Annotated in this window: 19 protein-coding genes; 3 read left to right on the top strand and 16 right to left on the bottom strand. The window is 71.9% G+C overall.

The annotated features are described in order from the left end of the window. Positions 1-235: 235 nt before the first annotated feature. The 7 genes from D0D15_RS16990 to D0D15_RS16960 are packed head-to-tail and all read right to left on the bottom strand — an operon-like array spanning position 236 to position 7438. Entirely contained in the window at positions 236-2986 is a 2751-nt protein-coding gene (locus D0D15_RS16990) for a DEAD/DEAH box helicase (protein WP_115944560.1), read from the bottom strand. A gap of 46 nt (positions 2987-3032) precedes the next feature. Next, complete coding sequence (locus D0D15_RS16985; RefSeq protein WP_115944559.1) at positions 3033-3890, bottom strand: diacylglycerol/lipid kinase family protein; 858 nt, start codon at positions 3888-3890, stop codon at positions 3033-3035. Between the two features lie 15 nt (positions 3891-3905). Continuing rightward, complete coding sequence (tatC, locus tag D0D15_RS16980; RefSeq protein ID WP_094002935.1) at positions 3906-4847, bottom strand: twin-arginine translocase subunit TatC; 942 nt, start codon at positions 4845-4847, stop codon at positions 3906-3908. Positions 4848-4866: 19 nt separating this feature from the next. Beyond that, complete coding sequence (gene tatA, locus D0D15_RS16975; protein WP_094002934.1) at positions 4867-5202, bottom strand: Sec-independent protein translocase subunit TatA; 336 nt, start codon at positions 5200-5202, stop codon at positions 4867-4869. Next, positions 5202-5447, bottom strand: a complete 246-nt coding sequence (locus tag D0D15_RS16970; protein ID WP_094002933.1) for a bacteriophage holin — start codon at positions 5445-5447, stop codon at positions 5202-5204. Before D0D15_RS16970 ends, tatA begins: the two co-directional genes overlap by 1 nt. Positions 5448-5456: 9 nt before the next feature. Next, positions 5457-6437: a helix-turn-helix transcriptional regulator gene (locus D0D15_RS16965; RefSeq protein ID WP_094002932.1), complete on the bottom strand. Its 981-nt coding sequence runs from the start codon at positions 6435-6437 to the stop codon at positions 5457-5459. Continuing rightward, positions 6434-7438, bottom strand: coding sequence for a helix-turn-helix transcriptional regulator (locus tag D0D15_RS16960; protein ID WP_115944561.1), 1005 nt, complete (start codon positions 7436-7438; stop codon positions 6434-6436). The genes D0D15_RS16965 and D0D15_RS16960 overlap by 4 nt, the downstream gene beginning before the upstream one ends. Positions 7439-7670: 232 nt before the next feature. On the opposite strand from D0D15_RS16960, the gene D0D15_RS16955 reads away from it, so the two are divergent. Next, positions 7671-8252 carry a hypothetical protein gene (locus tag D0D15_RS16955; protein ID WP_143266125.1) on the top strand — a complete coding sequence of 194 codons (582 nt, stop codon included), beginning with the start codon at positions 7671-7673 and terminating at the stop codon, positions 8250-8252. A gap of 91 nt (positions 8253-8343) precedes the next feature. On the opposite strand, the gene D0D15_RS16950 is transcribed toward D0D15_RS16955, so the two are convergent. The 3 genes from D0D15_RS16950 to pafA all read right to left on the bottom strand — a co-directional run bounded on the left by D0D15_RS16950 (position 8344) and on the right by pafA (position 11473). Then, positions 8344-9015 (bottom strand): TetR/AcrR family transcriptional regulator, encoded by a 672-nt coding sequence (locus tag D0D15_RS16950; RefSeq protein ID WP_094002930.1) that lies wholly within the window; start codon positions 9013-9015, stop codon positions 8344-8346. Between the two features lie 329 nt (positions 9016-9344). Then, positions 9345-10118 (bottom strand): DUF1684 domain-containing protein, encoded by a 774-nt coding sequence (locus tag D0D15_RS16945; RefSeq protein WP_094002929.1) that lies wholly within the window; start codon positions 10116-10118, stop codon positions 9345-9347. Continuing rightward, positions 10115-11473: a Pup--protein ligase gene (pafA, locus tag D0D15_RS16940; protein ID WP_094002928.1), complete on the bottom strand. Its 1359-nt coding sequence runs from the start codon at positions 11471-11473 to the stop codon at positions 10115-10117. The genes D0D15_RS16945 and pafA overlap by 4 nt, the downstream gene beginning before the upstream one ends. Positions 11474-11654: 181 nt before the next feature. Here pafA and D0D15_RS16935 point away from each other — a divergent pair, with 181 nt between their 5' ends. After that, positions 11655-12449: a pentapeptide repeat-containing protein gene (locus D0D15_RS16935; RefSeq protein ID WP_094002927.1), complete on the top strand. Its 795-nt coding sequence runs from the start codon at positions 11655-11657 to the stop codon at positions 12447-12449. 157 nt (positions 12450-12606) lie between these two features. On the opposite strand, the gene prcA is transcribed toward D0D15_RS16935, so the two are convergent. The 4 genes from prcA to dop form a co-directional block, all read right to left on the bottom strand. Continuing rightward, positions 12607-13350, bottom strand: coding sequence for a proteasome subunit alpha (gene prcA, locus D0D15_RS16930; protein ID WP_094002926.1), 744 nt, complete (start codon positions 13348-13350; stop codon positions 12607-12609). A 55-nt stretch (positions 13351-13405) separates the two neighbouring features. Further along, on the bottom strand, positions 13406-14260 hold the full coding sequence (gene prcB / locus D0D15_RS16925) for a proteasome subunit beta (RefSeq protein ID WP_115944558.1): 855 nt from the start codon (positions 14258-14260) through the stop codon (positions 13406-13408). A 121-nt stretch (positions 14261-14381) separates the two neighbouring features. Beyond that, complete coding sequence (locus D0D15_RS16920; protein ID WP_017982463.1) at positions 14382-14576, bottom strand: ubiquitin-like protein Pup; 195 nt, start codon at positions 14574-14576, stop codon at positions 14382-14384. 70 nt (positions 14577-14646) lie between these two features. After that, complete coding sequence (gene dop / locus D0D15_RS16915) at positions 14647-16149, bottom strand: depupylase/deamidase Dop (RefSeq protein ID WP_094002924.1); 1503 nt, start codon at positions 16147-16149, stop codon at positions 14647-14649. A gap of 90 nt (positions 16150-16239) precedes the next feature. Here dop and D0D15_RS16910 point away from each other — a divergent pair, with 90 nt between their 5' ends. Continuing rightward, complete coding sequence (locus tag D0D15_RS16910; RefSeq protein WP_162830593.1) at positions 16240-16755, top strand: NUDIX hydrolase; 516 nt, start codon at positions 16240-16242, stop codon at positions 16753-16755. Positions 16756-16763: 8 nt separating this feature from the next. Here the strand turns inward: D0D15_RS16910 and D0D15_RS16905 are convergent, their stop codons facing one another. Next, the gene (locus D0D15_RS16905; protein WP_094002922.1) at positions 16764-17366 is read right to left on the bottom strand and encodes a hypothetical protein; all 603 of its coding nucleotides are present in this window, start codon (positions 17364-17366) and stop codon (positions 16764-16766) included. A 66-nt stretch (positions 17367-17432) separates the two neighbouring features. Next, positions 17433-18263, bottom strand: coding sequence for an aldo/keto reductase (locus D0D15_RS16900; RefSeq protein WP_094002921.1), 831 nt, complete (start codon positions 18261-18263; stop codon positions 17433-17435). Between the last annotated feature and the right edge of the window lie 69 nt (positions 18264-18332).

Raw genomic sequence — 18332 nt, 5'->3', positions numbered from 1 at the left:
CCGTACTGCGGCGGCGGGTACTGCTGCCCGTACTGAGGCTGCCCGTACTGAGGCTGCTGGGGCTGGGGCTGGGGATACCCCGGCGCCTGCCCGTACTGGGGTTGCTGCTGTCCGTAGCCGGGCTGCTGGCTCCACTGCTGGGGCCCGGTGCCGCCGTGGGGCGTGCTCATGCTGCGTGCCTCCGCTGATCGTCCCTCGCTCAGCGCGATCCAACCACAACGCTGGGTGGGGCGCGCTATTCGGCGCCCGCCGCCACGACCCCGCGCCGCAGCGCCTTGACCGCCTGGGCGGCCGCGTCACCGACCGGGTCGGCCCGCCCGAGCACCGTCTTGATCTGGTCGAGCAGGTCGACGACCTGGCGGGACCAGCGCACGAAGTCCCCGGCGGACAGTTCCTGCCCGTTGGCGTCGGCGGCGGTGAGCACCTTTTCGAGTGACTCGCCGCGCGCCCACCGGTACACCGGCCAGGCGAACCCGGCGTCGGGTTCACGAGTGCGGTCCAGGCGATGGCGCCGCTCGTCCTCGGCGAGGTCGGTCCAGATCTTGGCGGTCTCCTGCCACGCCTTGGGCACACCGCCGGCGGGCAGCCGCGGCTCGCCGGGCGAGTCACGGCGGGCTTCGAACACCAGGGTGGACACGACCGCGGCCAGCTCGGGCGGGGTCAGGCCCTCCCACACGCCGTGGCGGATGCATTCGGCGGCGAGCAGGTCGGACTCGCTGTAGAGGCGGGCCAGGCGGGCGCCGTGCTCGGTGACGCGGTCTTCGTCCTCGGCGAGGTAGCCGCGTTCGGCCAGCAGCGCCCGGATGCGGTCGAACGCCCGCGCGAGCGAGTGGGTGGTGGCGGCGACGCGCCGTTCCAGCTGCTCGGTTTCCCCGGCGAGCCGGTGGTAGCGCTCGACCCAGCGGATGTTGGCCTCGCGTTCGGCGAGCCCGTGGCAGGGGTGGGCGCGCAGGGCGCGGCGCAGCGCGGCCAGCTCACCGTCCTCATTGGCCCCCGACCGCCGTTTCTGGCGGCCGGGCAGGGAAATCCCGGAGTCGCGCAGGTGCGAGGCGATGTCGCGGCGGGTCTTGGGCGCGCGCAGTTCGACGTGCTTGGGCAGCTTGATCCGGCCCAGCGGCTCCACGGGCGCGGAGAAGTCCGACAGCGACAGCGGTCCGGACCACCGGTCCTCGGTCACCACCACCGGGCGCGGCTCACGCACGGGGTCCAGACCGGGGTCGATCACCACGGCCAGCCCGGCACGCCGCCCGGCGGGGACGGCGATCACGTCGCCCTTGCGCAGCTTCTCCAGGGACACCGCGGTGTCGGCGCGGCGGGCGGCGGTGTTCTGCCGGGCCAGCGCCTTCTCCCGGTCGGAGATCTTCTTGCGCAGCTGCACGTAGTCGAGCATCGCGTCGAAGTCGCCGCTGACGGCCTCGGCGTAGCCCTTGAGCGCCTCGCGGTTCTTCTCGATCCGGCGGGACAGCCCGACCACCGAGCGGTCGGCCTGGAACTGAGCGAAGGACTGTTCCAGCAGCTCGCGGGCCTGTTCGTGGCCGAGCTGGGCGACCAGGTTGATCGCCATGTTGTAGCCGGGCCGGAACGACGAGCGCAGCGGGTAGGTGCGGGTCGAAGCCAGCCCGGCGACGGCCTTGGGGTCGACTCCGGGCTGCCACACCACCACGGCGTGGCCCTCGACGTCGATGCCGCGGCGCCCGGCACGGCCGGTGAGCTGGGTGTACTCGCCCGGGGTGAGGTCGACGTGGGCCTCGCCGTTGTACTTGACCAGCCGTTCGAGCACCACGGTGCGGGCGGGCATGTTGATGCCCAGCGCGAGGGTTTCGGTGGCGAACACGACCTTGACCAGGCCGCGCACGAACAGTTCCTCGACGGTTTCCTTGAACGCGGGCAGCAGGCCGGCGTGGTGCCCGGCGACGCCGTTCTCCAGCGCCTCGCGCCATTCCCAGTAGCCGAGCACGCCCAGGTCGCCTTCGGGCAGGTCCTTGGTGCGGGTGTCGACGATGCGGCGCACCTCGGCGGCTTCCTCGGGGGTGTTGAGCCGCAGCCCGGAGCGGGTCACCTGGCTCACGGCGGCGTCACAGCCGGCGCGGGAGAAGATGAACACGATGGCCGGGAGCAGTCCGGCGGCGTCCAGCCGGGTGATCATGTCCACGCGGGACGGCGGCCGGAACCGGGGGCCGCGCGAGTAGGTGCGCCCGCCCCGGCCCGGCCGCAGCGCCGCGGGGGCGTGCATGCGGCCGACCTCTTCGACGCGCCGCAGCAGGCCCGGGTTCATGCGCAGTTCGCCGTCGGAGCCGTCGTCGGCGAACAGGTCGAGCAGCCGGTTGCCGACCATCATGTGCTGCCACAGCGGCACGGGCCGGTGCTCGTCGACGACGACGGTGGTGTCGCCGCGCACGGTGACCAGCCATTCGCCGAACTCCTCGGCGTTGCTGACGGTGGCGGACAGGCCCACGACCCGCACGTACTCGGGCAGGTGCAGGATGACCTCTTCCCACACCGCGCCGCGGAACCGGTCGGCGAGGTAGTGGATCTCGTCCATCACGACGTAGCCGAGGTCGTCGATGGCGGAGGAGCCCGCGTAGAGCATGTTGCGCAGGACCTCGGTGGTCATCACGACGATCTGGGCGTTGCCGTTGATCGCGGTGTCCCCGGTGAGCAGGCCGACGGTGCCGGCGCCGTAGCGCTGCACGAGGTCGCCGTACTTCTGGTTGGACAGCGCCTTGATGGGCGTGGTGTAGAAGCACTTGCGGCCCTCGGCGAGCGCGAGGTGCACGGCGAACTCGCCGACCACGGTCTTGCCCGCGCCGGTCGGCGCGCACACGAGCACGCCGTGGCCGTCCTCCAGCGCGCGGCAGCCGCGGATCTGGAAGTCGTCGAAGCCGAACTCCGCCTCGTCGGCGAAGCGGGTCAGCTGGGGGTACTGGGCGCGGCGCTTGGAAGCCTGGTAGGCCTCGGCCGGCGACACGGAAGGGCGAGGGGCCACCTTGTCAGGGTGTCACATGCGGTGTCCGGGACGCATGCGGTGGGTGTCACCCCAGGATGGTGAGCGCGCCGCGGTGGCAACGGGCGGTGACCGCGCCGCCGGGCAGCATCTCGCCGTCGGCGCAGAGGGGCCAGCCGGTGGTCTCGATGCGCACCTCGCGGGCGCGCAGGGTGCGCACGGCCGGGTGGCGCAGGTGCCGTCCGTGGCGCAGGCCGGGTAGGATCCGCAGCAGGTCGGCGCGGGTGGCGCGGCCGACGACGGTGATGTCGAAGAGCCCGTCGGCGGGGTCGGCGTGCGGGCAGATCCGCATGCCTGCGCCGTAGAACGGGGTGTTGCCGATGGCGACGAGGGTGGCGTCGAGGTCGAGGCGCCCGGTGTCGGTGGTGAGGGTGACCGGGCGGGCCCGGAACGCGGCGAGTTCGGCCAGGACGGCGACGTCGTAGCGGTGCGGGCCGGACGGCCACCGCAGGCGGGTGGCGCGGGCGTTGACGGCGGCGTCGAACCCGGTGCACAGGACGGTGGCGAACCAGGTGCCGCCGGCGTGGCCGAGGTCGACGGCGCGGTGGCGCCGCTGCCGCAGCGCGGTCACGACGGCGTCGGTCGCGGCCAGCGGGTCGAGGGGGACGCCGAGCCCGCGGGCGAGGTCGTTGCCGCAGCCGGTCGGGACGAGCCCGAGCGGGGTGCCGGTGGCGGCGCAGTACTGGACGGCGTGGTGCACGGCCCCGTCGCCGCCGAGGACGACCAGCGCGTCGAGCCCGTCCGGCAGATCCCCCGGGGCCGTGGTGCCGAGCAGGTCCAGGCGGTCCACCCCGGCACGCAGCCGGGCGGCCACGGTGCCGGCGATCCTGGCCGCCGCACCGCGGCCGGTGTCGGGGTGGACGGCCAGGGCCGCGCGGATACCCATGGTGGGGCGGACCGGCTAGGTCACGTCCTCGGTCTTCGGCTTGGCCGGGGTGTCGTCGATGCTGCTCGGGGTGTAGTCGAACGGCGCGGCCTCGTTGTCGTCCAGGCCCGCCCACTCCTCGCTCTCGCTGCCCCGGTACTTGCGCTTGTCGTGCACGCGCGCGATCTGGATGGCCAGCTCGGCGAGCACGGTCAGCGCGCCGGCCAGGGCGATCATCGAGAACGGGTCCGATCCGGGCGTGGCGAACGCGGCGAAGACGAACACCGCCATGATGATCCCGCGGCGCCACCTCTTGAGCTGGGCGTATTTGAGCACGCCCACGAAGTTCAGCATCACCAGCAGCAGCGGCAGTTCGAAGCTGACCCCGAAGATGATCAGCAGCGACAGCACGAACGAGATGTACTTGTCGCCGGTGAGGCCGGTGATGAAGAAGTCGTTGCCGAAGCCCATCAGCAGCTGCAGGGCGTGCGGGATGAGCAGGTAGGCCAGGACGGCGCCACCGGCGAACAGCACGCTCGCGAAGCCGACGAAGGTGAGCGCGTACTTGCGCTCCTTGGTGTACAGGCCGGGGGCGATGAACGCCCACAGCTGGTACAGCCACAGCGGTGAGGTCAGCACCGCGCCCCCGGCGAGACCGACCTTCAGCTGGATCATGAACGCCTCGAACGGCACCGTCTGCAGCAGGTAGCAGCCTTCGGTGCTGCCGAGCCGCCGGTCGGCCGGGATGGCGCAGTACGGGTCGTTGATGATCGACCCGAGCGACGGGACCGGACCCATCCTGGTGTTGAACCAGATGAAGCCGAAGATCCCGCCGGCGAGCACGGCGAGCAGGGCCCAGCCCAGGCGGCGCCGGAACTCGTAGATGTGCTCGATGAGCGTCATCGTGCCGTCGGGGTTGAGCCGGCGGCTGCGCTTGCGCCGCCGGTCCCTCCGGCTCTTGGGGGCGGAGTCCGCCACGACAGGCTCCGTCCTCGCCTCAGCTGGCGTGCTTGTGAGCCTGGTCGGCCTTCTCCGCCGCCTGCTGCCGCTTCAGCTCGTCGAGCTGCTTCTGCAGCTGCGCGACCTGGTCGTCGGCCGGGGAGGCCGCGGAGGCGGTGGTGGCAGTGGTGGCAGTGGTGTCGGAGGCCGTGATCTGCTTCTTCTCGGGCTCCTCGGCCTTGCCGTCCTCACGGAGGTCCTTGGTCTCGGCCTTGAAGATCTTCATGGACTTGCCGATGGACCGCGCGGCGTCCGGCAGGCGCTTCGCGCCGAACAGCAGGATCACGACGAGCACCAAGACGATCAAGTGCCACGGCTGCATCGCGTTGAACATCAGTGGCCTCCTTCCTTGCTTGTGACCAACTCTACTTGCTCAGGGGCGGGACGCCGCCGTTGTTCGAGCGCGACGCGCAGACCGGCCGACCGGGCCTTCAACAGACCGGTGCGATCGGTGACACTCGCCGTAACCATGCTCGATGCCTTCCGGAACCGGCGCAAGACCCCGAATGTCCGGATCAGGACAACAATCAGCGCCAGGAGGCCCACGGCGGCGAGCAGAATGCTCGGCAGGTACGACACGGCGTCACCCTACTGGCCCAAGGTGGCCGGGAGGTGACGTGCCCTTTCCAGTGCGGCGGCGGCCCGGCTACGGACAGCCTCGGCCAGCTCGGGCGGGCTTTCCACGCGCGCGTCGCCGCCGAGGCCGAGCACCAGCCGCACCATCCAGGACTCGTCGCCGTAGCGCATCCGCACCCGCAGCCTGCCGCCGTCGAGCTCGGCCAGCTCCTCGCACGGGTAGTACTCGGCGACCCAGCGCGCGTCCGGTTCCAGCACCAGCCGCGCCTCGGGCTGGCCGGGCCGGGCCCGGAACACGCCGTCGGAGATGTCGGTGGGCCGCGCTGTCGGGGGCGGGGCGGCGCGCTCGTCGAGGACCTCGACCTCGTCGATGCGGTCCAGGCGGAACAGCCGCACGCCCTCGGCGCGGCGGCACCAGGCCTCCAGGTAGCCGACGGCCTGCACGATCAGCAGCCGCATCGGGTCGACCGTGCGCTCGGTGATCTGGTCGCGGGAGGCGGTGTAGTAGCGGATGCGCAGCGCCCGCCCGGCGCGCAGCGCGTTCTGCACCACGCGGCGGGTGGCGGCGGTCTTCTCGCCCTCCCGCACGGCCAGCCCGACCACGACGCCGGAGGGCTGGGCCTGCCCGGCGGCGGCCTCGATCTTGGCGATGGCGCGGTGCACCGCGTCGGTGTCGACCACGCCGGGGGTCTCGGCGACCGCGCGCAGCGCGACCAGCAGCGCGGTGGCTTCCCCGCCGGTCAGGCGCAGCGGCCGGTTCATGCCGGCGTCGAAGGTGACCGTGACCGTGTCGCCCTCGAAGGACAGGTCGATCAGGTCACCCGGCCCGTACCCGGGCAGCCCGCACATCCACAGCAGTTCCAGGTCGCGGCGCAGCTGCTTCGCGGTGACGCCGAAGTCGCGGGCGGCGTCCTCGATGCGGATGCCGGGGCGCGCGAGCAGGTAGGGCACGAGCGCCAGCAGCCGGGGCATCCGGTTGGTCGATCCGCTCATCGCCGCACCTCGTGGTGCAGGTCGTGGTGCAGTTCGGGGTGCAGCACCGACTCCAGGCGGCCGCGGACCGCCTTGGCCAGCACGTCCGGCTCGAGGACCAGCACGTCGGGGCCGTGCCCGGCGATCCAGTCGGCGGCGCTTTCCGGGAAGGACAGGTCGATCTCGGCGAGGTCGCCCTCGATGCCGCCGACGGTGAGCCGCCCGGTGAGGCGGGCGCGGCGGCGCACCCCGGCGTCGTGCTGGTCGGCGATCCACAGCTTGGCGGTGGTGACGGGCGCGGGGTCGGGGTCGGTGGTGCCGGCGATCAGCTCCAGCAGGTTGACGTTGTCCGGCCGCTGCACCTCGCCCGGGCGCCCGGCGGTGCGCACGTCGCCGACGATGCGGGAGAGCCGGAAGCAACGTGGGGCGCCGCGGTCGCGGTCGTGGCCCACGACGTACCAGCGGGCGCGCCAGGACACCACGCCCCACGGTTCCAGGGTGCGGGTGAGCCGTTCCGCCGAGCCGGAGCGGCGGTAGGAGAACTGGACGGCCTGGCGGGCCTGCACGGCGGCGACCAGCGGGGTGAAGGCCGGTTCGGCGCGGACGCGGGACTCCACGACCGGCGGCTCGGTGTGGTCGAGGTCGACCCCGGCGGCGCGCAGTTTGACCAGGGCGCCCTGGGCCTGGCCGGTCATCTCGGGCGAGTCCCAGAGCCGGACGGCGAGCCCGACGGCGGCGGCCTCGTCCGGGGCCAGCTCGATCTCGCCCAGCTCGTAGTCCCGCCGGGCGATGCGGTAGCCCTCGGCCGGGTCGAAGGCCGAGTTGCGGCCGGTCTCCAGCGGGATCCCCAGTTCACGCAGCTCGGTCTTGTCCCGTTCGAACATGCGGGAGAAGGCCTCGTCGCTCGCGGCGTCGGCGTATCCGGGCACGATCCCGCGAATCCGGTCAGCGGTGAGGTACTGCCGGGTCGACAGCAGAGCGAGCACCAGATTGACCAGGCGCTCGGCGCGGGCGGTGGACACCCGACCACAGTAGCTCGCACTGGTGATCGAGTCGCCGAGGTCCACCCCGGCGCGCCCGGGAAGTCCACGAGATACCCACCCACACCCCCGCGAGACGCGATTTTCAGCCGCGTAGGCCGCTCAATGAGCTCGTTGCGGCCCCCGGTCGCGAAGCCGATCCGTGATCGCTACCTGATTCACTACTTGAGTGCCTGCTGGTGGGTGAATCAGCGCTCTCAGGCGCGGTGACGTGGTGCTCCACTACGCCAAGGGCGCTGTTCGCGCGGTCAGCCGAGCCACGTCTTCCGCCGGCGATGCTCTACGACCGGAGGTCCTGCCCAACGACACGTGGGAGCAGCACGGCTGGAAACTGCCGGTGGACATGGCCGAACTCGCATCCCCCATACCGCTCACCGACATCCCGATCGAGATGCGAGCTGAGAAGGCCCAACGGATGTTCACCACTGCGGGCAAGGTGCACCAGGGGTACCTCTACCCCGTCACCGTCGACTGGTTCAGCCGGTTCGCTCAGCTCTTCCACTCCCAGCTGCCGGAGGAGGTGCTCACCGGGACATCGACGGTGCCGGCGGAGGTCGCCGACGGTGCTGAAGTCCTCCTGCGGAACCTCATCGGCGTCGAGCTCGAAACGATCAGCGGCCGCACCAACGTCATCCTCGGACTTGACGGTGGCAACGCCTGCGCGCTGTGCGGCGAGGAGATGCCCGTCGACCTGTTGATCGCAGCGCACATCAAGCAACGGAGCGTCGCGGGGGGCGACGACTGGTACGAACTCGGCTACCTCAGCGTCAACGACGTCGGCACCTCGCCGCCTTGATCGACCGTCTCCGCGGTAAGCCCTGCTTCGTTTGCACCAGGCGTACTTCCGCTGGCATCGCGCGAACAAATTCCGAAGCCGGTGACAGAGTTCAGCCCCGGGCGACGCGGCGCAGCACCTCGCGCATCCGCTCCGTCAGCGCGGCCCCGCCCAGGCCCTCCGCGATGATCTCGATCGTGCGCTCCAGCGCCAGCTCCCGGGCCTCCCGCGGGGCGGCGGACAGCGGGCCGTCCAGGTGCAGCATCGCCAGGCCGTGCACCGACGCCCACGCCGCGAACTCGGCCATCGGGCGGCGCTGCGGTGGCAGGTACCCGCACGCGGCCAGGTCGTCGATCGCCTCGATCAGCTTGCCGAACGGGCCGGACTCCGCGACGGCCGGCATCGGCGGGAGACCGCCGGCGAACGCGGTGCGGAACAGCCCGGGTTCGGCGAGGGCGAACGCGAAGTACCCCCGCCCGATCGCGGCCAGCCGGCTCAGGCCCCGTTCGGCCGGGTCGCCGACCGGGTCCAGGCGGTCCAGCGCCTCGTTCACCGACGCGGTCAGCAGCGCCATCGCCCGCGTCTTGACCGCCTCCAGCAGCTCCTCGTGCCCGGCGAAGTGCCGGTAGGCGGCGGTCGGCGTGACCCCGACCGCGCGCGCGGCGGCCCGGATCGTCACCGACGAAGGGCCACCGGCCTGGGCGAGTTCCGCGGCGGAGCGGATCAGGGCGTTGCGCAGATCGCCGTGGTGGTAGCCGCTTCGCACGGGCGCCGAGGAGCTCACGGCTCGATGTTGACACCCGTACACATCAGGTGGCAAGTGCACTGCCGAGGGGATCCCGTGTTCGCTCGGCTCGGACTCCAGCCGCGCCCACGCCCCTCGCCGGGCAGCAACTTCGGCGGCGAGGACGACCTCCGGTTCTTCCTCGGCTTCACCCCGCTGCCGCTGGGCACCAGCACGCTGCTGTGCTGCATCGCGTTCGGACTGTCCACGGTCTCGGCCCGCGCGACCCTGGTACGCGGCCTGCTGCCGCCCGCCGGCCTGCGGCCGCTACGCCGCCTGCACGAGCACGTCGGCGTCAACGAGACCGCGGGACCACCCGCCGCGGTGCGTCAACGGCGCTCCCACGGGATCTGCTCGCCCGCCTCCACCGGGAACGGCAACCGGTTCTCCCGTGGGGGCAGCGGGCACGTCGCGAGGTCGATGAACGCGCACGGCAGGTTCACCGCCCGGTTGAAGTCCAGCTCCACCCGGCCCTCGGCGTCCGGCGCGCCGACCGACAGGCTGCGGTTCGCCGCGTACGTCGTCACGCCCGAGGTCGCGTCCGTGAACAGCACCGAGAACGCCGCGCCGCCCTTGCCGTTGAACGCGGTCAGCGCGAACTCCTCGCCCCGGTACGCGAAGCGCAGCACACCCGGCGACGAGTACACATGCGACAGTCCTTCCACGACCGCCCCGACCGTCACCGCCCGCGGTTCGTCGAACGGCTCGAACCGGCCGGGCAGCACCCACGCCGGGTCCGGTTCGTAGGCCGGCACGCCGCGGAACGCGGCCCGCACCGGCGCCGCCGGGTCCCGCAACCGCAGCAGGTACCCGCTGCGCCGCGCCACCTCCACGACCCGGTCACCGGCCTTCACCATCTCGCCCGGCCCGCTGTTGACCAGCTCGAACCGCGCCGTGCCGGACACGCCGAACTCCTCGTCCGGCTCCACCACCACGACCGCGGCCTCGCCGTCGACACGCCACGCGCCGGGGATGCCGTCGAACCGCCGCGGCTCCGGCGTCAGCCAGTGCCGCGCCGTGATGCTCAGCCACCCGTGCGGCTCCGCCAGCACCCGCTCCCGCTCGGCGTGCCAGGCCCGCCACTGCTCCGCGAACGCGTTCACAGCGAGCTGATCAGCCGGTCGACGCGCTCGTCCACCGCGCGGAACGGGTCCTTGCACAACACGGTCCGCTGCGCCTGGTCGTTGAGCTTGAGGTGCACCCAGTCGACCGTGAAGTCCCGCCCGGCGGCCTGCGCGGCGGCGATGAAATCGCCCCGCAGCTTCGCCCGCGTGGTCTGCGGCGGCGTGTCCTTGGCCAGCTCGATCTCCCCGTCGTCGGTGATCCGCCGCACCAGGCCCTTGCGCTGCAGCAGGTCGAACAAGCCCCGCCCGCGCCGGATGTCGTGGTAGGCCAGGTCCAGCTGCGCCACCCGCGGGCTGGACAGGTCCAGGTTGTGCTTGGCCCGGTACCGCTCCACCAGCCGGTGCTTGATCGCCCAGTCGATCTCGGTGTCGATCTTGCCGAAGTCCTGCTGCTCCACCGCGTCCAGCGCGCGGCCCCACAGCTCCACCACCCGCTGCGCGGTCGGGCCCGAGTCGTTGGCCTGCACGTGCTGCACCGCGCGCCCGTAGTACTCGCGCTGGATGTCCAGCGCCGAGGCCTCCCGCCCGCCGGCCAGCCGCACCGGGCGCCGCCCGGTCAGGTCGTGGCTGATCTCGCGGATCGCCCGGATCGGGTTGTCCAGCGTGAAGTCCCGGAACTGCACACCCTGCTCGATCATCTCCAGCACCAGGTTCGCCGTGCCGATCTTCAGCAGCGTCGTCGGCTCGGCCATGTTCGAGTCGCCCACGATGACGTGCAGCCGCCGGTACCGCTCGGCGTCGGCGTGCGGCTCGTCGCGGGTGTTGATGATCGGCCGCGACCGGGTCGTGGCGCTGGAGACGCCCTCCCAGATGTGCTCGGCCCGCTGCGACAGGCAGTACACCGCGCCCCGCGGCGTCTGCAGCACCTTGCCGGCGCCGCAGATCAGCTGACGGGTCACCAGGAACGGCAGCAGCACGTCGGCGATCCGGGAAAACTCGCCCGCGCGCGTCACCAGGTAGTTCTCGTGACAGCCGTAGGAGTTGCCCGCCGAGTCGGTGTTGTTCTTGAACAGGAAGATGTCCCCGCCGATGCCCTCGTCGGCCAGCCGCCGCTCGGCGTCGACCAGCAGGTCCTCGAGGATCCGCTCGCCGGCCTTGTCGTGCGTGACGAGCTGCACCAGGTCGTCGCACTCGGCCGTGGCGTACTCGGGGTGCGAGCCGACGTCCAGGTAGAGCCGGGAGCCGTTGGACAGGAAGACGTTGGACGAGCGCCCCCACGACACGACCCGCCGGAACAGGTAGCGCGCCACCTCATCGGGCGAGAGCCGGCGCTGCCCGTGGAACGTGCAGGTGACGCCGAACTCGGTCTCGATGCCAAAAATCCGCCGCTGCATCTCTCAATGCTAGGCGCTTTTGGCCCTGTCGCGGTGCGCCGTTCGGGCGGCGACACGCCGGGTGATCGTCGCACCACGTGCCGGACCACCGCGGACGAGGCCGTTACCAGGGGTTTCCCACGTTGTGGCCCGGGCCACCCGATAGGGTCGAACCGGACTGCGACAGGGGTGATCCGAAACCGTGACCGGCGACGCGCTGCGAGCCGACTGCGCCAGCTGCTTCGGCCTGTGCTGCGTGGCCCTGCCCTTCGCCGCCTCGGCGGACTTCGCGGTGGACAAGGACGCGGGCACACCGTGCCACAACCTCCTCGACGACTACCGCTGCGGCATCCACTCCCGGCTGCGGGAGAAGGGCTTCACCGGCTGCACCGTCTTCGACTGCTTCGGCGCCGGGCAGCGCATCTCCCAGGACACCTTCGGCGGCCGCGACTGGCGCACCGCACCCGAGACCCGGCAGCCGATGTTCGCCGCGTTCCCGGTGATGCGGCAGCTGCACGAGCTGCTGTTCTACCTCACCGAGGCGCTCGGCCTGCCCGCCGCGCGCCCAGTGCACGACAAGCTGCGGGCGGCGCTGGCGGAGACCGAGCGGATGGCCCGCGGCGGCCCGGCCGAGCTGGTGGAGCTCGACGTGGCCGGCCACCGGGAGAAGGTGAGCGGCCTGCTGCTGCGGGCGAGCGAACTGGTCCGCGGCAAGCGCGGCAAGAACCGCCGCGGAGCCGACCTGATCGGCGCCAAGCTGCGCGAAGCCGACCTCAGGGCCGCCAACCTGCGCGGCGCGTACCTCATCGGAGCCGACCTCCGGCACGCCGACCTGCGCCAGGCGGATGTCATCGGAGCGGACTTCCGCGGGGCGAACCTCGCGGGCGCCGACCTGACCGGCAGCCTGTTCCTCACGCAGGCCCAGGTGACCGCCGCCCACGGCGACAGCGCGACGCGCCTGCCGGACGGGCTCACGCGGCCGGCCCACTGGGCCTGATCCCGGCGCCGATACCCGGGGGCGCCCTGCGCGCGAGCCGGTGAGACACCAAGCAGCCGCTCCCCGCGCGACCCCTGCCCACCGGCCAGGCGAGGGCACCGAGCCCCGGGCATGCGAAAGGGCCCCCGGACCGAAGTCCGGGGGCCCGTCGCGAACCTCAGCTCGCCGGGGGTGTCTCGTCCTCCTCCGGCGTCGTCTCGCCGGACTCGGCCGGCTGCTCCGGCAGCAACGCGTCCAGCGCGGCGCCCTGGATGCGCCGGAACTTGCGGCCCGGCCGCTCGCGGTCCAGCACCGCCACCTCCAGCTTCAGCGGCGCGCTGTCCCCGTTGTTGCTCACCGCCCGCAGCGCGTCCAGCGCCACCTTCAGCGCGTCCCGCAGCTCCAGGCCGTCCTCGTAGATCTCCTTCAGCTTGTTCGCCACCGGCTCCGTCTGGCCACCCGTCACCACGTACCGCGGCTCGTCGAAGATCGAACCGTCGTAGGTCAGCCGGAACAGCTGGTCCTCCTCCGGCGCCGACCCCACCTCGGCCACGCACAGCTCCACCTCGTACGGCTTGAGCTGCTCGGTGAAGATGCTGCCCAGCGTCGCCGCGTAGGCGTTGGCCAGCGCCCGCGCCGTCACGTCCCGGCGGTCGTACTGGTAGCCCTTCAGGTCCGCGTGCCGGATGCCGGCCACCCGCAGGTTCTCGTACTCGCTGTACCGGCCGACCGCGGCGAACCCGATCCGGTCGTAGATCTCGGAGATCTTGTGCAGCGTCGTCGACGGGTTCTCGGCCACGAACAGCACGCCGCTGCGGTACTTCAGCACGACCACACTCCGGCCGCGCGCGATGCCCTTGCGCGCGAGCTCCGAGCGCTCGCGCATCAACTGCTCAGGAGAGGCGTACAGCGGCAGCGTCACGGTCAGGCTCCAAGGATGCTCGAAGGAAGGGGAAGTTCAGCCACGGGCGCGGCGATCACGTCCGGCCGCGGGTGGCCTGCTCGGCCCGCCCCGCGACGACCGCCTCCGCCACCGCGGCGGCCTGCTCGTCCGGCAGCCGCACCGCGCCGCGCTCGGCGGTGATCGTCACCAGCGTCGGGAAGACCCGGCGCACCAGGTCCGGCCCACCGGTCGCGCTGTCGTCGTCGGCCGCGTCGTACAGCGACTCCACCGCCGTGCGCACCGCGGTCTCCTCGTCGGCGTCCGGGTCGTACAGCTTCTTCAGCGCCGACCTCGCGAACAGCGACCCCGACCCGATCGCGTGGTAGCCCGCGCGCTCCTCGTACCGGCCACCGGTCACGTCGTAGGACACGATCCGCCCGGCGCGCTTCGGGTCGTCGGCCTCGATGTCGTAGCCGACGAACAACGGCAGCGCCGCCAGACCCGCCATCGCCACGTCCAGGTTGCCCTTGACCATGGTGGCGAGCTTGTTCGTCTTGCCGTCCAGCGACAGCGGAACGCCCTCGATCTTCTCGTAGTGCGCCAGCTCGACCGCGTACAGCCGCACCAGCTCCAGCGCGATCCCGGCGCTGCCCGCGATGCCCACCGCGGAGTAGGCGTCGACGACGTGCACCTTCTCCATGTCCCGGGACGCGATCAGGTTGCCCGACGTCGCCCGGCGGTCGCCGGCGACCAGCACGCCACCGGCGAACGTCACGGCCACGATAGTGGTGCCGTGCGGCGCGTCCACCGGACCGGCGCCCGGCAGCTGCCGGCGGCCCGGCAGCAGGTCAGGCGCCTGCATGCGGAGGAACTCGGCGAACGACGACGTCGTGCTCGAGAAGAAGGCAGCGGGCAGCGCGGGGCCCGTGGGGCCCGAGGTGTGTTCCATACGTGCTCGTGGTTCCCATCGACGAAGTGTGACGCTCCCGCGGGCTCCGAGCCCACGGAAGCGCGACAACCGGCACTACAAGCTACTCAGTGCGACCACCCTAATGGCCGCCGGTGAGCGGTTACTCGCCGCCCTTTTGCACGTAGGCACGCACGAAGTCCTCGGCGTTCTCCTCGAGCACGTCGTCGATCTCGTCCAGGATCGTGTCGACGTCCTCACCCAGCTTCTCGCGGCGTTCCTGGCCGGCCGGGGCACCACCCTCGACCTCGTCGTCGGAGCCGCCGCCACCGTGCTTCTCGATCTTCTCCTGAGCCATCTCGCCTCCCGGTGAGTCCTGTCCCTAGCCTACCCAGAGACCACGACAATCGGTGGTTTTCCCGCTGCGGTCAGTCCGAACCCGTCAGCGCCTCGACCAGTTCCTCCGCCGTCTCCGACTCGTCCAGCAACCGTCCGACGTGCGCCTTCGTGCCCCGCAGCGGCTCCAGCGTCGGGATGCGGACCAGCGACTCCTTGCCCACGTCGAAGATCACCGAGTCCCACGACGCGGCCGCGATCGACGTCGCGTACTTCTCCAGCGCCCGCCCGCGGAAGTAGGCCCGCGTGTCCTCCGGCGGGTTCGTGATCGCCGCCTGCACCTCCTCCTCGGTGACCAGCCGTTTCATCGAGCCCCGCGCCACCAGCCGGTTGTACAGGCCCTTCTGCAGCCGCACGTCGGAGTACTGCAGGTCCACCAGGTGCAGCCGCGGCGCGGCCCACCCCAGGTTGTCCCGCTGCCGGTAGCCCTCCAACAGCCGCAGCTTCGCCGGCCAGTCCAGCCGGTCCGCGCACTCCGCCGGATCCCGGGCCAGCGCGTCCAGGATCTCGCCCCAGACCCGCAGCACCTCCTTGGACACCTGGTCGCCACCGGTGCGCTCCAGGTGCGCCGCGGCCAGCTCGTGGTAGGCGAACTGCAGGTCCAGCCCGGTGTACTTGCGCCCGTTGGCCAGCGACACCTTCGTCTTCAGCGTCGGATCGTGGCTGATCTGGTGCACCGCGCGCACCGGCTCGTCCAGCTTCAGGTCGTCGAACCGCTGACCGGCCTCGATCATGTCCAGCACCAGCGCCGTGGTGCCCAGCTTGAGGTAGGTCGAGTACTCGGCCATGTTCGCGTCGCCGATGATGACGTGCAGCCGCCGGTACTTGTCCGCGTCGGCGTGCGGCTCGTCGCGGGTGTTGATGATCCCCCGCTTCAGCGTGGTCTCCAGGCCGACCTCGACCTCGATGTAGTCCGACCGCTGCGACAGCTGGAAACCCGCCTCCTCGCCCTGCGGCCCGATGCCCACCCGGCCCGAGCCGGTGACCACCTGCCGCGACACGAAGAACGGCGTCAGCCCGGAGATCACCGACGTGAACGGCGTCGACCGCGCCATCAGGTAGTTCTCGTGGGTGCCGTAGCTGGCGCCCTTGCCGTCGACGTTGTTCTTGTACAGCTGCAACGGCGGCTGCCCGGGCACGGTGGCCGCCCGCATCGCGGCCTCCTCCATCACCCGCTCCCCCGCCTTGTCCCAGATGACCCCGTCCCGCGGGTTGGTCACCTCGGGCGCGGAGTACTCCGGGTGCGCGTGGTCGACGTAGAGCCGGGCGCCGTTGGTCAGGATGACGTTGGCCGCGCCGAGGTCCTCCACGTCCGGGTCGTGCCCCGGACCGCCCGGGCCGGCCAGGTCGAAGCCCCGGGCGTCGCGCAGCGGCGACTCGACCTCGTAGTCCCACCGCGCCCGCCGCGCCCGCGGGATGTCCGCCGCCGCCGCGTAGGCCAGCACGACCTGCGTCGAGGTCAGTACCGGATTCGCCGTCGCGTCGCCCGGCACGGCGATGCCGTACTCGACTTCGGTTCCCATGATCCGCCGCATGTCCCAAGCCTACGGGTCCCGGGCGGCCACGGTGAGCGGGCCACCGGTTGCGACCAGGTAAAGCACCCGGATCTGCGATGCTGGCTGCCGATGGTGAACAGCGATGGGGAAATGGTCGCCCACTACGACGCCGCGGGCGCGGTCGTGGGCCGGGTGCGGCGCGCCGACATGCGCGAACAGGGCCTCTGGCACGCCGCGACGCTGGTCCTGGTCCGCTCCGGCGACGGCTCCCGCGTCTACGTGCACCGGCGGTCACCGGACAAGGACGTGTTCCCGGGCCTCTACGACTGCTGGGCGGGCGGGGTGGTCGCCGCGGACGAGACGCCCGCCGAGGGCGCGGAACGGGAACTGGCCGAGGAACTGGGCGTGCGCGGCGTGCCCCTGCGACCGCTGTTCACGTTCACGTTCGAGCAGCCACCGTTGCGCTGCCACTACTTCGCCTACGAGGTGCGCTGGGACGGTCCCGTCGTTCACCAGCCGGAGGAAATCGTCTCCGGCGCCTGGATGCCCCTGGACGAGCTGCGGGCCTGGGCGCGGGACCCGGAAAGCCCTTTCGTGCCCGACGGCAGGCACGCGATCCGCGAGTGGTTCCGCCGCCAGGGGTAGCGCTTTCCTCAGCTGGCGGGCAGCTTCTCCGCGGCCAGCGCGGCCAGGCCCTTCACCGCGTCCGCGGCCCGGGTCTGCGTGCTCGCCGTGACCTGAAGACCGGACAGCACGTGCCCGCCCGCCAGCAGCACCGTGCAGGTGGTGCCGTCGCACCAGGCGCGCGCGGCCTCCGCGCCGGCGGGACGGGTGACCGTCAGCGGCTGGCCGTCGCAGTCGACCTGCGCCAGCACCTCGGCCGCGGTGCGGTCCAGGTAGCCGGTGACCTGCTGCGTCAGCGCGGAACCACTGGTGTAGAGCCAGGTCGAGCCACGCGGGTCACCCGCGGGCACGGCGTCGAAGCAGGATCCGTTGGCGGCGCGGGCGGCGGCCTCCCGCACACCCTCGTTCGCCAGGTCGCTCTTGGTGAGCACCGCCGCCGCCACGTCCTCGGCGATGTGGTTCACCGGGCTGTTCACCGCCGCCTGGCCGACCGAGACGCTGGACGAGGTCGCCGGCGTCGTCGCGGACGGCGTCGCCGCGCCCGCCGGCTTGTCGTAGTAGGTCTCCAGGTCGTTGGGGCGATCCGCGCACCCGGTCAGCCCGGTCAGCACGACCGCGGCCAGGACCACCATCCCTCCATGACGCACGGTGACGTTCCCTTCAGTCTGCGTTGTGGGCGCTGAGATTAGTCCAAGCCTTCACTGCCATTGCAGCGAGGATCGCCGATCCCAGTACCGTTCCGGCGGCTCGGCCAGCGCCCGCAGTCCCGCGAGTTCGCCCCGTGGCAGGTCGACGCCGTTCGCCGCCAGGTTCGCGGTCAGCTGCGGCACGCTGGCGGGACCGACGAGGACGGTGTCCGCCCACGGCTGGGCCAGAACCGCCGCGACCGCGATGGCGTCCGCGCCGACTCCGAAGCGTTGCGCCAGACGGGTGATCGCGGGCGGCGGGCTCACCACGAGCCTGCCGTTGGCGAGGGTTTCCTTGACCAGCACCAGGTTCCCGGCGGCGTGTGCCTCGCCGAGCGCCGGTCCCGCCGACGGTTCGAGCAGGTTCCAGGTGGACTGCACGGCGGAGAACACCGGGCGCCCGGCCACTTCCAGCTCGAACGCCCGCCGGATCACCTCGGCCTGCCTCGGCCCGGAGGTGGAGAACCCGACACGCACGCCGTCGTCGCTGAGCGCCGCGAGCGCCCGTTGCAGCGCCTCGTCGGTGAACAGCGGGCTGTCCACGGTGAGCGAGTGCACCTGGTAGAGGTTGATGGCGTTGCCCAGCAGGGAGCGGCTTTCGGTCCACTGGCGGGAGAACACGCCGGCGGAGTGCTCCTTCACCTCGTGCATCGTGGCGTCCATGCGCCAGCCGCCGACGTAGGTGTAGCCCCATTTGCTGGACACCGTCAGGTCGCGGTGACCGCGTTCGGCCAGCCAGCCGGCGAGGAACTCCTCGGCGCGGCCGTAGGAACGCGCGACGTCGACCCAGCGGACACCGGCCGCGTACGCCGCGTCGAGCACCGCGAACGTGGCCTCGCGCATGGCGCGCACGTCCCGCCGGACCGGGAGCTCACTGCTTCTGCCCAGGTTGATGTAGGCGGGCCGCCCGAG

The sequence above is a fragment of the Amycolatopsis thermalba genome (assembly GCF_003385215.1).
GTDB lineage: Bacteria > Actinomycetota > Actinomycetes > Mycobacteriales > Pseudonocardiaceae > Amycolatopsis_E > Amycolatopsis_E thermalba.
This window is presented reverse-complemented; position numbering and strand designations above follow the sequence as displayed.

What these genes read in the sequence shown, in the direction of transcription:
- D0D15_RS16985 (WP_115944559.1), bottom strand. Translation starts at nt 3,890, where the DNA reads ATGGGTATCCGCGCGGCCCTGGCCGTCCACCCCGACACCGGCCGCGGT.
- tatA (WP_094002934.1), bottom strand. Translation starts at nt 5,202, where the DNA reads ATGTTCAACGCGATGCAGCCGTGGCACTTGATCGTCTTGGTGCTCGTC.
- D0D15_RS16965 (WP_094002932.1), bottom strand. Translation starts at nt 6,437, where the DNA reads ATGAGCGGATCGACCAACCGGATGCCCCGGCTGCTGGCGCTCGTGCCC.
- pafA (WP_094002928.1), bottom strand. Translation starts at nt 11,473, where the DNA reads ATGCAGCGGCGGATTTTTGGCATCGAGACCGAGTTCGGCGTCACCTGC.
- prcB (WP_115944558.1), bottom strand. Translation starts at nt 14,260, where the DNA reads ATGGAACACACCTCGGGCCCCACGGGCCCCGCGCTGCCCGCTGCCTTC.
- D0D15_RS16920 (WP_017982463.1), bottom strand. Translation starts at nt 14,576, where the DNA reads ATGGCTCAGGAGAAGATCGAGAAGCACGGTGGCGGCGGCTCCGACGAC.
- dop (WP_094002924.1), bottom strand. Translation starts at nt 16,149, where the DNA reads ATGCGGCGGATCATGGGAACCGAAGTCGAGTACGGCATCGCCGTGCCG.
- D0D15_RS16910 (WP_162830593.1), top strand. Translation starts at nt 16,240, where the DNA reads ATGGTGAACAGCGATGGGGAAATGGTCGCCCACTACGACGCCGCGGGC.
- D0D15_RS16905 (WP_094002922.1), bottom strand. Translation starts at nt 17,366, where the DNA reads ATGGTGGTCCTGGCCGCGGTCGTGCTGACCGGGCTGACCGGGTGCGCG.
- D0D15_RS16900 (WP_094002921.1), bottom strand. Translation starts at nt 18,263, where the DNA reads ATGCGCGAGGCCACGTTCGCGGTGCTCGACGCGGCGTACGCGGCCGGT.